Source organism: Kitasatospora sp. NPDC059160 (assembly GCF_042755465.1).
Lineage (GTDB): Bacteria > Actinomycetota > Actinomycetes > Streptomycetales > Streptomycetaceae > Kitasatospora.
The window spans coordinates 85,739-100,502 of sequence record NZ_JBHZCN010000006.1 but is presented as its reverse complement, the minus strand read 5'-3'; the positions used below and the strand labels follow the sequence as shown (position 1 = coordinate 100,502).

The window sequence follows — 14,764 nt, the reverse complement described above, 5'->3', positions numbered from 1 at the left end:
GCGTCTCCGGTCGTCGCGTGGTGTCGCTCGGTGGGGTCATCGGGCAGCACGCCGTCGGCGCTGGATCCGGGGGCGTTCGGCCGCCCGGTCATCGGCGGGCGGTTCACGCCGTTCGATCTCCGCGGCGAGCCCGGCCACGGTGGCGGTGGCGAACAGGTCGCGCAGCCGCAGGTCCCGGGCGAAGGCCCGGTTGACCCGGGTGATCAGCCGGGTGGCCAGCAGGGAGTGGCCGCCCAGCCGGACGAAGTCGTCGTGCACGCCGACGCGTTCCACCCCGAGCAGGTCGGCCCAGAGCTCGCACAGCCGCCGTTCGGCGTCGTTGCGCGGCGCCACGTACCCGTCGCCGGCCGGTGCCGAGCGGGGGTCGGGCAGCCGCCCGCGGTCGACCTTGCCGTTGGGGGTGAGCGGCAGCGCCTCCAGCAGCACCAGCTGGGTGGGCACGGCGGCTTCGGGCAGCTCGGCGGCCAGGGTCGCACGGAGTTCGGCGACCAGGCCGCGCTCCAGCTCCGCCAGCAGCGGCGTGTTGGTCGGGCGGTCGCGGCGCGGCGCCACCGGGACGTCGGGCACGCCCGCCAGGGTGTGCGGGACGAAGGCCACGTCGAAGGCGCCGAGCGGGTGTTCGGCGGCCCAACTGGCGTGGGCCCGGTAGCCGTACCGCTCCGCGAGGGCGCTGAGCACCTCGACGTCCGCCTCCGGCACCCCGGCGCCGTCGGCCTCGCCGCCGAGGAGGAGCCGTTCCCGGGCCAGCCGCGCGTTGGCGACCCGGCGCAGGCCGAACGCCGCGCCGGTGCCGAACCGGCGCTCCAGCGCGGCGAGTTCGAGCGGCCCGGCACCCCCGTCGGTCCGGCCGTCGGCCCCTTCGATCCAGTCGACCTCGACGGTCGGGGCGGTCGCGCCGACGTGCAGCACCGCGTCGTAGCGGAAGCGGGTCAGCTCGTTGTGGACGGCTCCCCGGCGCAACAGGACCTCGGCCTGGGTGACGCCGAGCTCCGCCAGACCGGTGAAGTAGCCCGGGGCGAGCAGGAGTTCCTTCTCCTGCGACCGTCCGTGCGCCACCGCCTCGTCGACCGTCGAACCCGCCAGGGTGCCGCGGTGGTCGGCGACCGAGGCGTACATCGCGGCGGCCAGGTCGAGGTGCCGTACGTCGCCGACCAGCACCCGGCCCGCCCCGTCGAGCACCGCGACGGCCCCGGCGAGCACCTGGTCGAGGTAGGCGCGGCTGGGGAAGTACTGGACGACCGAGTTGAGCACCACCAGGTCGAAGCGCTCGTCGCCGAGCCGGCTCAGGTCGTCGGCCGGGGCCTGCACCAACCGCACGTCGCAGCCCGCGAGTCCGGGGGCGGACAGCACGCCTTCGCGGACCCGGTCGAGGGCCGCGGCGGACACGTCGGTGCCCACGTAGCGGTCGCAGTGCGGGGCCAGGCGGCCCAGCAGGAGGCCGGTGCCGCAGCCGATCTCCAGGATCCGCCGGGCGCCCAGCGACCGGATCCGCTCGACCGTGGTGTCGATCCACTCCAGCATCTCGCCGTCCGGCATCGGCCCGCCGGTGTAACTGCTGTTCCACCCGGCCAGGTTGAGCAGTCCGGGGGCGGCTTCGGCAGCCTCGGCACCGTCGTCGGCATCGTCGGCGCCGGAGTAGACCGAGGACCAGACGTCCTCCCAGTGGGCCACCTGGGCGCGGTGCAGTGCGGCGGAGCGCCGGGCGAGCGCGCCGGCGGCGAGCGTGACGTAGCCGACGAGTTCCCCGCCGCGCTCGGGGTGGCGGTGCAGCGCGGCGATCCCCTTGCCGACGTCCGGGTGCCGTTCGAGGAGGTTCTCGACCTCGCCGAGTTCGATCCGGTGCCCGCGGATCTTGACCTGGTGGTCGAGGCGTCCGAGGTACTCGACCCGGCCGTGCTCGTCGATCCGGGCGAGGTCGCCGGTCCGGTACATCGGGCCGCCGTCGGCCGGGTCGCGGACGAAGCGCTCGGCGGTCAGTCCGGGCCGGTCGCGGTAGCCGGCCGCCACGCCGCCGCCGGCGATGCACAACTCCCCGGCCACGCCGCGCGGTACGGGGGCCAGGTGGGCGTCCAGCACGTACATCCGGGTGTCGGCGGTGGGCGTGCCGAGCCGGACCGGCTCGCCCGGCTCGACCCGGGCGCAGGAGGACCAGACGGTCGTCTCCGTGGGGCCGTACATGTTCCACAGTTCGCGGCAGGCGGCCCGCAGCGGGGCCACCAGCGGGCCCGGCAGCGGCTCGCCGCCGCACAGCGCCCTGAGGTCGGCCTTCCCGCGCCAGCCCGCGTCCAGCAGTTGCGCCCACTGGGACGGGGTCGCCTGCATGACCGTGATGTCGTGCGCCTCCAGCCGGCCGGCCAGGGCCAGCGGGTCCCGCGTGACGGCGTCCGGGGCGACCACCACCCGGGCGCCCTGGCGCAGCGGCAGGAACAGCTCCAGGGCCGCGATGTCGAAGCCGACGGCAGTGGTGGCGAGCAGCCGGTCGGCGGCCCCGAGGCCGGGGCTCCCGGCCATCCCCGCCAGCAGGTTGTCCAGGTTGCGGTGCCGGACCAGGACGCCCTTGGGCCGCCCGGTGGAGCCGGAGGTGTGGATCAGGTAGGCGGCCGACTCCGGGTCGGGTGTCGGGGCGGCGCCGGGCCAGGGGGTGCGCGCGGGCGTGATCCCGTCCAGGTCCAGCGTGCGGGTGCCCGCGGGCAGGGTGTCGCGGGTGTCCGCGTCGCAGAGCACCAGGGCGGCCCCGCCGTCGTCGAGCAGGAAGCGTTCGCGGTCGGCCGGGGCCCGGCCGTCGAGCGGGAGGTAGGCGGCTCCGGCCGCCATGACGCCCAGCAGGGCCGCGGGCAGCCGGGCGTCCCGGCGCACCTTCACCCCGACCACGTCGCCGGGGCCCGCGCCCGCCTCCCGCAGGGCGGCCGCGACGGCCGCGGTCAGCTCGGCCAGCTCGCGGTAGCCGAGGGTGCGCGTGGCGTCCGTGACCGCCGGGGCGTCCGGGGTGCGGGCCGCGTGCTCCCACACCCGGTCGAGGAGCGCGGCGCGGTCGGCCGGCGGCGGGCCGGCCAGGGCGAGGCCGTCCCGTTCGGCGGCGTCCAGCAGGGGCGCCTGGTACGGGGCGTCGCCGGACCGGGCCATGGCCGTCAGCGCCGCCAGGTAGTAGCGGCCGAAGTCGTCGATCTGCTCGGCGGTGAAGCAGTCCGGGTCGTGGGCGAGGGTGAGTTCGCTGTCGTACGGCCAGCCGCGGTAGAAGGTGGCGCAGAGCGCGAAGTTCATCACGTCGCGGTGCTCCATCCCGCGAATCCGCACCGCCCGCAGCTGCTCGGCGGCCCGGGTGTAGACGTGGAAGTCCACGTAGTTGAACGCGACGTCGAACAGGCCGCCCGAGACGCAGTGCCGCTTGATCTCCGAGACGGGGTACCGGCGGTGCGGCACGACGGCGAGTTCGGTGTCCGCGACCGCGCGCACCAGGTCCCGCCACCGGCCGCCGCGCAGGTCGAGCCGCAGCGGGACGGCGTTGAGGAACAGGCCGACCACCCGGTCCGCGTCCAGGGTCTCCGGACGGCCGTTCATGACGACCCCCGAGACCACGTCCGTCTGCCCGCAGATCATCGACAGCACCCGGAAGTGGGCCGCCAGGAAGAGCTGCCGGACCGGTACGTCCAGCTCCGCGGCGAGCGCGTCCAGCGCGCCCACCAGCTCCCGGGGGAGCGCGTACCTGCGCAGCTCGCGGGTGCCGAGGCGGTCGGCGTCCCGCAGCGGGCGGCGGGTCGGCAGCCGTACGGTCTCGGCGTCGCCCAGGTAGGAGGACCAGAACGCCCGCTGGTCCGGGTCGGCCACCGCGGCGCGTTCCAGCGCGACGAACTCGGCGTAGTCGGCCCGGGGAGCCGCGATCGGCTCGCCCTCCCCGGTGAGCCGCCGCTGGTAGTCGAGCAGCAGCTCGGTGACCATCGACGCCAGGCTCCAGCCGTCGGCGATCGCGTGGTACAGCCGCAGCCCGACGGCGAACCGGTCCTCGTCCAGGAGCATGACGTCCACGGTGAACAGCGGTGCCCGCTGGGCGTCGAAGGGCGCCGAGAGGTCGTCCCGCCAGTCCGTCAGGCGCCGGCGCCGCACGGCGTCCGGCACCGCCCGCCAGTCCGCCACCGTCAGCGCGGGCTCGACGGCCCGCTCGACCAGTTGCAGCGGCTCCCGGAAGGCGGCCAGCTCGAAGCGGGCCCGGAGGAGGGGGTGGCGCTCGACCAGCCCGGCGAGCGCGGCACGGAACGCCTCCGTGGCGAAGCGGCCCTCGATCTCGTAGACGAAGGCGTCCCAGTACATCGCGCCGGTCCGGTCGAGCTGGGTGTGGTAGACCATGCCGGACTGCAGGGTGGTCAGCGGGAACGCGCTCTCGATCCCCGCCGGTAGGGCGCGCCGGTCGGCCTCCGTCAGCAGCTCGGAGCCGGGGCGGCGGCCGGACTCGGTGGGGGAAGCGGAACCGTCGACGGTGGCGGTCCGGCCGGCGGTGGCCGCGAAGTCGCGCAGCCTGGGCGTGCGGAGCAGGTCGCGCAGCTCCACCGTCCAGCCGGCCTCGCGGGCCAGCGCCAGCACCCGGAGGCTGAGGATCGAGTCGCCGCCGAGGGCGAAGAAGCTGTCGTCGCGTCCGACGGCGTCCGCCCGGAGGACCTCGCGCCAGACCTGGGCCATCGCGTGCTCGGCCTCGGTCCGGGGGCGGGCGTCGGGCGGGGTGTCGGGCGCGGGATCGGTAGCGGTTGCCTCGGGTTCCGGCTCGGAAGGCACCGTGGCGTCGAGCGCGCCGAGGTGCTCGACCGTCCCGTCGGGGCGCAGCCGGGCCCGTTGCCCGGTGCGCATCAGCCACTGCCCCTCGGCCCACGGGGCCTGCACGAGCCGGCCCGCCGGTTCCCGCCCGGCCGGTTCCTGGCCCGCCGGCACGATCCCGGCCAGGCACAGCTCCCCCGGTGCGCCGTGCGGCACCGGGGCCAACGTCCGGTCCAGCACGTACAACCGCGCGTTCCCGGGGGGCTGTTCCGCGTCGCGGGCCGGCGCGCCGGGCAGCTCCGGGAGGAGGTCGGAGGCGCCGTCCGCCCACAGCCAGATCAGGCGCTCGAAGAGTCCGCTCACCCCCTCCGCCCGGAAGGCGCTGACGGCGCCGCGCGCGAAGGCGAAGAGCACCTCGCAGCCGCCGTCCCGGCCCTCCAGCACGTTGACGGTGACCGGGTACTCGGTCGTCTCCAGCGTTTCGCTTGCGACCACCGACAGCCGCCCGACGGTGAGCGGGGTCCATTCCCGGTCGAAGGAGAGCAGGCAGTCGAAGAGCGGGCGGTCCGGGCCCGCCCCCGCCATCCGCTGGAGGTCCTTGAGCGGAACGTGGTCCAGCTCCGCCGTCCGGGCGTTGGCCTCCTGCACGGAGCGGGCGACCGCGGTCAGCGAGTCGTGGGCGCCCGGGACGACCGCGACCGGCACGGTGACCACGAAGGTGCCCACCGCCTCCTGCGCCCCGGCCGGCTGGAGGCCGCGCCCGCCCTGGGTCAGGCCGAAGACGACCCGGTCGGCCTGGGTGTAGGCCTGCGCCACCCGGCACCAGACGGCCTGCACCAGGCTGCTCGGCGTGATCCCGGCCCGGCGGCAGCGCCGGACGACGGCGGACCAGCGGTCCGGGTCCAGGTGCAGGGCGGTCGACAGGTGCGCGCCGTCGGCCCCGTGGCCGTGGCCGCCGTCGCCACCGTCCGGTCGGTCGGCCACCAGGGACGCGGCCGGTTCCCCGCCGTTCCCGCCCAGGTGGTCCCGCCAGAACGCCTGCGCCGGCTCTCCGGCGGGGCGGCGGGTCCAGGACACGTAGTCGCCGAACCGCAGGACCGGCTCCCCCGCGACGGCCGGGTCCCCGTCGTAGCGGCGCAGGACCCGCCGGAGCAGCAGCGGGATGCTCAGGCCGTCGAGGAGCAGGTGGTGGAAGGTGAGCAGGAGCCGGGCGGCCCCTGCGCCGAAATCGATCAGGTCGAGCCGCAGGGGCGGTGCCGCGTCGAACTCCAGCCCCTCCTCGAAGCGGGCCGCGCTCAGCTCCTGGTAGGCCTCCTCGGCGGCCCGCCGCCCCAACTCCCGCCAGTCGTGGGCCTCCCAGCGCAGGACGGGCCCGGCGAGGACGGCCTGGAAGGGGAACGGACCGTGCCACGCGAACACCGAACGCAACAGGTCCTGGCTCGCGACCTCCTCCTCCCACGCCCGGCGGAAGGCCTCCTGGTCCAGCTCCCCGCGCAGGTCGCACAGGATGCGGATCAGATAGTCCCCGCTCTCCGGCGCGGTGAGCGACCGCACCAGCATGCCCTCCTGGACGGAGCTGAGCGGGTACGCGTCCTGCACCCGCGCGACGTCCAACCCGCCGCCGCGCAGCAGCTGTTCCGCGTTCGGCAGCTGGGCGAAGCGTTCCGGGGCCCCGGCCGGTGACCGGCCCTCCCCCGGGGCGGCCTCGGGCACCGCCAGGCCGGTCGTCACCAGCTCCCGGACGGTCGGGTTCGCGAACAGCGCCGACATCCGGTAGGAGATGCCGGCCTCCCGGGCCCGGCTCACGGTGCGGACGGCGAGCACCGAGTTGCCGCCGCTGGCGAAGAAGTCGCTCTCCGCGGTCAGGCCGGGTTCGTCCAGGACGTCCCGCCAGATGTCCAGCAGCGCCGCCTCGACGGCGGCGGGCCCGTCGTCGGCTCCGCCGGTGGGTTCCTGCGCGGTTCCGGCCGCGGGTCGGTGCGCGCTCACGGTTGCGGTTCCACCGGTCGGGCGCCGGTCGAGGAGTGCCAACAGGGCCTGCCGGTCCACCTTTCCGGTCGTCCCCTGCGGCAGCGCCGCCACCTCGGTCCACACCGCGGGCACCATGTACGCCGGGAGTTCGGTGGCCAGCGCGGCCCGGACCTCGGCCGGGGTCCGTCCCGCCGGGGTGTAGAACGCCGCCAGCCGGACCGGGTCCCCGTCGTCCACGACGACCTTGATCTCGTCGACGAGCCCGAGCGAGCGCGCGGCCTCCTCGATCTCCCCGAGCTCGATCCGGTGGCCGTGCACCTTCACCTGGTCGTCGACCCGGCCGTGGTACAGCAGGCAGCCGTCGGCGTTCCAGGAGGCGAGGTCGCCGGTCCGGTACCGGCCGCCGGCGAACTTCTCCGCCGTCAGCTCCGGGTTGTTCCAGTACCCGGTGGCCAGGTGCGGGCCGCCGATGAAGAGCTCGCCCGCCCGCCCGGGTTCGGTGACGGGAGTCCCGTCCTCGTCCTCGATGCTCAGCTCCACCTCCGGGAGCGGCGTGCCCAGGTGCACCGCGTCCCCGGCGCGCAGGTCCGCCACCGACACCACGACCGTCGCCTCGGTCGGCCCGTACGCGTTGAACACCGTTCCGCGCCGGGCGAGTTGTTCCATGAGCGAGGGCGGCATCGCCTCGCCGCTGGACAGCATCCGCATGTCGGGGCCGCCCTGCCAGCCGACCAGGACGAGGGAGCGCCACTGGGTCGGGGTGGCGAAGGTGGCGTTCAGCGAGCGGGACTCCAGGAGGCCCCGCACCTCGTCGGGATCGCGGCGCTGGGCGTCGGAGGCGATGAAGGTCCGGCAGCCGAGGGCCAGCGGCAGGAACAGGTCGAGGATGCTCGCGTCGAACGCCACCGAGGACTGGGCGAGAAAGCGGTCCCGTCCGCTCAGCCGGAAGACGTGCTCGAAGGCCCCCAGGCGGGCGGCCAGCGCCCCGTGCGGCACCACGACGCCCTTCGGACGGCCGGTGCTCCCCGAGGTGTAGATCATGTACGCCGGGTGGGAGCCGTCCGGCGTGAAGTCCGCCACCGTCGGGTCCGGCGGCGCGAAGTCCGTTGCCGTGGAGTCCGCCGCCGTCAAGTCCGTCGCCCTGTCGGCCTCGTGGTCGCCGACGCCGAGCAGCAGTTGCCCGGAGGGGAAGCAGTCCCGCCGCCCGTTGTCCCCGTCGCAGACGACGGCCGCGGCCCGGGCGTCCGCCAGGATCGTACGGATCCGGTTGTCCGGCCACGAGACGTCGACCGGCACGTACACCGCACCGACCCGCAGCGTCGCCAGGAGCGCCACGGCGATCTCCACCCCGCGGCCGACGATCATGGCGACCCGGTCGCCCGGGACGACTCCCGCGCCGCGCAGGACGGCGGCCAGCTCTCCGCTCCGGACCGCCAGCTCCCGGCGGGTCAGCCGGCCCCCGTCGGACTCCACCGCGGTCCGGTCGGGATCCCGGCGGGCGTGTGCGAGGACGGCATCCACGAAGAACGGATGACTCGTTCCACGGCCAGGCAGTCGCATTCTCTCTCCTCGGCCGAGCTCCGGCGCTGACGAAGGAACGGGCACGCCGACGGAGTTCGCGGCGAGTTCTGCCGGAACGCCTTGGCGGTATTTCTGCGCGCGAATGTCACCCGGGTCGGCGGCGGGGACGGAACACCGTTTCCCGGGGTGGAACGCCTTGTCGGAGGAAGGGGGTTCTAGGAGGATTCCAGCAGCTTCGCGCTGCGTTCGGCGAAGGTTTCCCGCACCCGGGAGGTGACCGGTCCGGGTGCCGCCGGGAGCGCTTTTCCGTCCACCAGTCGAATCGGCTGGACGTCCCTCGTGGTGGAGGTCAGGAATGCCTCCTCGCAATTCGCGAACTGCTCGATCGGCAGGTCGGCCTCCTCGCCACCGGACCATTCCAGGACGAGTTCCCTGGTGATTCCGGCCAGGCACCCGGAGGAGAGCGGCGGGGTCGTCAGCCTCCCGTCCACGACCACGAAGACGTTGCTCCCCGTGCCTTCGCAGAGGTTCCCGGCCAGGTTGGCGAAGACCGCCTCGCCGGCCCCCCGTTGCCGCGCGTGGTCCAGGGCCTTGACGTTCTCGCCGTACGACGTGGTCTTCAGGCCGACGAGGGCACCGTTCTCGCACCGGGGCCACGGCACCACGGCCACGTCCGCGGGGGCCGGGAACGACCATCCCTCCGCGACGGCCACCACGGTGGTGGGCCCTTGGTCGCCGCGGTTCGAGGCCAGCGGGCCGACGCCGCTGGTGTGCGTGATCCGGATCCAGCCGACCGCCCACGCGGGGGCCGCGGCGAGCACGTCCCGGACACCTCGTTCGACGGCGTCCAGGTCCGGGGCGGGGAGCCCGAGGCCCTCGGCGGAGCGCGCCAGGCGCTGCAGGTGGGGGGTCAGGACGAAGGGTCGGCCGTGACCGGCTCTGACCGTCTCGAAGACGCCGTCGCCCACGATCAGGCCGTGGTCGTACACCGATATCGAAGCTTCTTCCGGATCGAACAGCTCGCCGTTGATCCACACCTTCATGACCCCATGACCCCACTTTCGCCCAGGATTCGACAGGTGCCGGAAATCCGATAGCAAATGAAGTACGACGGTCGGACCAGAAGGGCGGTTCACGACTCGCCAGTTCCATGATCTTCAATAGATTAACATTCATGACCATGTCAGTCAATCCCGATACATCCCCCACCACCCGGCACACCCGGCTAACCCTCCCCCGCCCAGGAGCCGTCAGGAACCCCACGGGCCACCGCCGTTCCCGGTGTCACCGATGCCACCGGAAGCGATTCCCGTCGCGTCAAACCCGAGACGACGGCCACCGGCCCGAACTACAATCACCTCGGGCTCGCTGACCAGCAAAGACGTCGAAATACCGGTGAAATACGAACCGGGCCGCCTTCCCGAAGGAGTCCTCGTTGTCCGCTGCACCCGAAGAGCCAGGCACCGCGCCGACGTCCCTGCACGCCGCCTTCCGACGCGCCGCCGCCGACCACCCCGACCGCGTCGCCGTCCGCGACGGCCACCGGGAGCTGACCTACGCCGAACTCGACGCCGTGTCCGGCAGCCTGGCCGCCCACCTCCGGCGGACGGCCCGCGGCCCGTACGTCGGCCTGGCGCTCCGGCCGGGGCTCCACCTGGTCACCGCCGTGCTGGCCGTCCTGCGGGCCGGCAAGGCCTACGTCCCCGTCGACCCCGACAGCCCGCCGGAGCGCATGCGCCGGATCCTCGAACAGTTCCTCGCCCTGCCGCTCCTCGCGGAGGACGAGGTGCTCCCCGGACTGCCCGCGCTGCCCGGCGTCCGGCCGGTCCGGATCTCCGAGGCGATGGCGGCCGCCGACGGCCTTCCGCCGCTCCCCTCCGCGGAGCCGCACCCGGAGTCCCCCGCCTACGTCATCTTCACCTCCGGCTCGACCGGCGTCCCCAAGGGCGTGGTCGTCAGTCACCACAACGTGCTGCGGCTGTTCCGCTCCTGCGCGCGGCACCTGGACTTCCGCCCGGACGACGTCTGGTGCCTGTTCCACTCCCCCGCCTTCGACTTCTCGGTGTGGGAGCTGTTCGGCCCCCTGCTCCACGGCGGCCGGCTGGAGATCGTGCCGCCCGGGACCAAGCGCACGCCCGCCGACTTCGCGCGGTTCCTCGGCGACCGGGCGGTCACCGTCCTCAACCAGACCCCGTCCGCCTTCCGGCAGTTGTGCACCGTCCTCACCCCCGAGCAGACGCACCGGCTGGCGCTGCGCCGGGTGGTCCTCGGCGGGGAGCGGCTCGACCCCGGCGCGCTGCGCCCGTGGTACGCCCTGGCCGGGGACGCGGTCGAGCTGATCAACATGTACGGCATCACCGAGACCACCGTGCACGTGACCTGCGCCAGGCTGTCGCCGCGCGACGCCGAGGCCGGCGGCCCCGGCACCATCGGCCGGCCGCTCCCGGACCTGGAGGTCCGCGTCGTCGACGAGCGGTTGCGTCCGGTCCCCGACGGCACCCCCGGTGAACTGCTGGTCTCCGGGGCCGGACTGGCGCTCGGCTACCTGGGCGACCCCGCGATGACGGCGGCCCGGTTCCGGGAGGACGTGGAACCCGGCCGCCGCTGGTACCGCTCCGGCGACGAGGTGCTGCGCACCGCCGACGGCGACCTGGTCTACCTCGGCCGGCTGGACCGGCAGACCAAACTCAACGGCTACCGGATCGAGTTGGGCGAGGTGGAGACCGCGCTCCGCGGCCTGCCCGGGGTCCTCGACTGCCATGTGCTGCTCGACACCGCCCCGCCCGCGCCGCGGCTGGTCGCCCACCTCGTGCTCGAGGAGGCCGTGCCCGTGGAGACCGTGCGCGACTCACTCGCGCGCACGCTCCCGGCCTACATGGTGCCGACCGTGTACGTGCCCGTGCCCGAACTCCCGCTCACCCTCAACGGCAAGGTCGACGAGAAGGCCCTGCTGGCCCGGTCGGCCCGCGGGTAGCCGCAACCGCAGCCGTACCGGCCGAGGCCCCCGGACCCGCAACCGGGTCCGGGGGCCTCGCCGTCGCCTCCGGCCTCAGGGGCGGACGGCGCTGACCAGCCAGACGTCCCCGGGGATCAGTACGCCCTCCGCCGTCTCGTGGCCCAGCAGCCCGTCCTTGAGCCCCTGCCGCGTCTGCTCGACGACCGCGTCGTCCGCGTCCTTGAGGTTGATCCGCACACCGCCCTGGCCGAGGATGAACTCGGCCGCGTCGTCGGCGTCCTGGCCGAAGTTCATCAGCGCCCGGACCGGCGCGATCTCCACGCCGTCGAACCCGGCCCCGCCGAGCACCTCGCGGATGCGGTCCGGCTCCAGCAGCGAGTCCATGCCCTGGGCGGTGGGCGCCGGGATCCGCATCAGCGGAACGAGCGCCGACGTGGCCCGCGCGATCGGGCTGTCGGCCGACCCCGCCTGCGGAACCATGAACACCAGCCGGCCGCCCTCCCGCAGCCCGGACCGGATGTTGGCGAACGCGGCCACCGGGTCCGAGAAGAACAGGCACCCGCCCCGGCTCAGCGCGACGTCGAACCCGCCGTCGGGGAACGGGTAGACCTGCGCGTCCCCCTCCGCGAACTCGACGTTCCCGACGCCCTGTTCGGCGGCGTCGGCGCGGGCCCGCGCCAGTGACGCCACCGACAGGTCCACTCCGAGCACCTGCCCCCCGGCCGCCTGCCGGGCGGCCAGCAGCGCGACCTGCCCGGTGCCGCAGCCCACGTCGAGCACCCGGTCCCCGGGGCCGATCGCGGCCCCCCGGAACAGGTCCTCGTTGAAGGCCTCCACGATCGCGTTGTACCGGTCCGCGTTCTCCGCCCGATGGGCGCCTTCCTCACCGTTCCAGGCCTCTGCGTGGTGCTTGTTCGCGATGGGACGCATGGTTTCCATCCTCCCCAAGGATCACTAGCGAGATCGACCACCACCAACAAGCTAGAGCATGAACATGCCCAAGGGAATGGGGCCGTCACGCCCCTCCACCGGGCCCCGCCACCCCGCCCGCCCCCACCCCCACCACCCGCCCCACGGGCGGGCGCCGTGCCCGGGGTACCTTCGCGACCGTTGGACCGACACCGACGAGGAAGGCCCGAGAACCATGGCGCAGCACTTCGGCGACTACCAGAACGAGATCTACCTCAACGGGCTCGGCGGCGTGCTGCCGACGATGCCGATGGCCTTCGCGGAGCTGGAGGCGCGGGCGCAGGCCGCGCTGCCGCCGTCGGTGCTGTCGTACGTCGCGGGCGGGGCCGGGGACGAGGCCACCCAGCGGGCGAACGTCGCCGCCTTCGAGCGCTGGGGCCTCTACCCGCGGATGATGGTCGGCGCGAAGGAGCGGGACCTGTCGGTGGAACTGTTCGGGCTGCGGCTGCCGTCGCCGCTGTTCATGGCCCCGGTCGGGGTGATCGGCCTGTGCGCCCAGGACGGCCACGGGGACCTCGCCACCGCCCGGGCCGCCGCCCGGACCGGCGTGCCGATGGTCGCCTCCACCCTCACCGTCGACCCGCTGGAGCAGGTCGCGGCCGAGTTCGGCGACACCCCCGGCTTCTTCCAGCTCTACACGCCCACCGACCGCGACCTCGCCGCCAGCCTGGTCCACCGCGCCGAGGCCGCCGGGTTCAAGGGCATCGTCGTCACCCTGGACACCTGGATCACCGGCTGGCGCCCGCGCGACCTGGCCGCCTCCAACTTCCCCCAGCTGCGCGGCCACTGCCTCGCCAACTACACCTCCGACCCGGTCTTCCGGGCCCGCCTCGCCAAGGCCCCGGAGGAGGACCCGGGCGCGGCCGTCCTGGAGTGGGTGGGCCTCTTCGGCAACCCGCTGACCTGGGACGACCTGCCCTGGCTGCGGTCCCTCACCGACCTGCCGATCATCCTCAAGGGCCTCTGCCACCCCGAGGACGTCCGCCGCGCCAGGGACGGCGGGGTCGACGGCGTCTACTGCTCCAACCACGGCGGCCGCCAGGCCGACGGCGGCCTGCCCGCGCTCGACGCGCTGCCCGGCGTGGTCGAGGCCGCGGCCGGCCTGCCCGTCCTGTTCGACTCCGGGGTGCGCACCGGCGCCGACGTCGTCAAGGCACTCGCCCTCGGCGCCACGGCGGTCGGCGTCGGCCGCCCGTACGCCTACGGGCTGGCGCTGGAGGGCACCGACGGCATCGTCCACGTCCTGCGCTCCCTGCTCGCCGAGGCCGACCTCCTCATGGCCGTCGACGGCTACCCGACCTTGGCCGACCTCACCCCCGAGGCGCTGGTCAGGCTCTGAGACGGGGACGCCCGGGCCCGGTCGGCCGTTCCCGGCCGGGCCCGAACGCGGCTGCCGCCGGGGCGAGTTCGCCGGATCCGGGCCCGGCCCGTCCAGGTGGGCCGGGAGCGCACGGCGCCCGGGGTTGTCGGCGGCCCCCGCTACGGTCCGGCCATGGACAACAGCGCCGCCCAGACCTCCCCGCACGCGTCCCACCACAGGCCCCCGGACGGCTCCCCGCACGGCTCCCGGGACGGCTCCCCGCACGAACCGCTGCCCGGGCGGGTCGGCCACGTCGCCGGGATCGAGTCGCTCACGCTCGACGGCCGCCGCCACTACTTCGCCTTCGACCACCGCAGCGACCTGGTCGTCTCGCCCCTCGTCGACGACCCGGACGCGATGGCCGCGTTCGCCGCCGCCCACCTGCGCCAGAGCGACGGCCCGCACGACCGGGCCTACTGGGCGGCCCTGGTGGCCGACGCCGCCGAGGCCTCCGCCCTGGTCGACGACGACGCCGAGCGGGAGTTCCGCACCGACGCCCTGCGCACCGAACTCCCGGAGCCGGGCGGCCACTTGCTCTACCTCCTCGACGCCGCCACCGACCTCGACCCGGCCACCGACCTGCCCGCCGGACTCGCGCGGGCCTGCGAGCGCCTCGGCCACGCCGCGCCGGACGACGACGACTTCGCCGACACGGTCGACGACTGCCTGGAGACCGTCGCCACCCACGGCCCGTCGCACCACCCCGACGAATGGACGGTCGCCCGCGGCTACCTCACCGCCGCGATCGCCGCCCTCCCGGGCAACTGGGGGCTGCTGTTCACCCCCGTCGCCGAGGGCCTGGCCGCCCGCACCTCCTGAGGCCGTCGGCAATTCCGACCTCCGCTCCGCCATCAGGCAGTCCGAGCATGAAATGTCGTCAATTCAACTAACTGAATGGCGAATACCGGCCGACGGGGGCGCGGGCCCCCCGCCCCCGTCCGACCGCCGGGAGATCCACCTCACCCTCCGCGCGTCATATCGCCGTAACACGGCAGCAATGAAGCCTCGGGTCGTATCCATACCATTCGACGACAACTCAACCAGGGTTCCGAAGGCATATCCTGGTGATAGCCTTGCATTCTGCGAGCGGGTGACCCCACAGACCCCGATGTCGCATCAGCTGACGAACCATCCGCGCACCACTGAACCTCGGTGCGCACGCTCGGTCCGTTTCCCGAACCCATGGCCCGCCGCGTCGCACCGGAATCGAATTCCACCGACCGCCGGCTCCAAGATCGCCTCCG

At 74.3% G+C, this 14,764-nt stretch carries 6 protein-coding genes; 3 read left to right on the top strand and 3 right to left on the bottom strand.

Going from position 1 to position 14,764, the window contains the following annotated elements:
* Positions 1–36: 36 nt before the first annotated feature.
* Together ACFXOZ_RS04115 and ACFXOZ_RS04110 are read right to left on the bottom strand one after the other, a co-directional pair.
* Positions 37–8,274, bottom strand: a complete 8,238-nt coding sequence (locus ACFXOZ_RS04115; RefSeq protein WP_380587254.1) for an amino acid adenylation domain-containing protein — start codon at positions 8,272–8,274, stop codon at positions 37–39.
* A 176-nt stretch (positions 8,275–8,450) separates the two neighbouring features.
* Positions 8,451–9,278 carry an aminotransferase class IV gene (locus tag ACFXOZ_RS04110; RefSeq protein WP_380529504.1) on the bottom strand — a complete coding sequence of 276 codons (828 nt, stop codon included), beginning with the start codon at positions 9,276–9,278 and terminating at the stop codon, positions 8,451–8,453.
* A 392-nt stretch (positions 9,279–9,670) separates the two neighbouring features.
* On the opposite strand from ACFXOZ_RS04110, the gene ACFXOZ_RS04105 reads away from it, so the two are divergent.
* The gene (locus ACFXOZ_RS04105; RefSeq protein ID WP_380587252.1) at positions 9,671–11,209 is read left to right on the top strand and encodes an amino acid adenylation domain-containing protein; all 1,539 of its coding nucleotides are present in this window, start codon (positions 9,671–9,673) and stop codon (positions 11,207–11,209) included.
* 75 nt (positions 11,210–11,284) lie between these two features.
* Here the strand turns inward: ACFXOZ_RS04105 and ACFXOZ_RS04100 are convergent, their stop codons facing one another.
* Positions 11,285–12,121 (bottom strand): class I SAM-dependent methyltransferase, encoded by an 837-nt coding sequence (locus ACFXOZ_RS04100; protein ID WP_375890326.1) that lies wholly within the window; start codon positions 12,119–12,121, stop codon positions 11,285–11,287.
* A gap of 214 nt (positions 12,122–12,335) precedes the next feature.
* On the opposite strand from ACFXOZ_RS04100, the gene ACFXOZ_RS04095 reads away from it, so the two are divergent.
* Together ACFXOZ_RS04095 and ACFXOZ_RS04090 are read left to right on the top strand one after the other, a co-directional pair.
* Positions 12,336–13,499: an alpha-hydroxy-acid oxidizing protein gene (locus tag ACFXOZ_RS04095; protein ID WP_380587249.1), complete on the top strand. Its 1,164-nt coding sequence runs from the start codon at positions 12,336–12,338 to the stop codon at positions 13,497–13,499.
* A 153-nt stretch (positions 13,500–13,652) separates the two neighbouring features.
* Entirely contained in the window at positions 13,653–14,339 is a 687-nt protein-coding gene (locus tag ACFXOZ_RS04090) for a hypothetical protein (RefSeq protein ID WP_380587246.1), read from the top strand.
* The last annotated feature ends 425 nt before the right edge of the window (positions 14,340–14,764 follow it).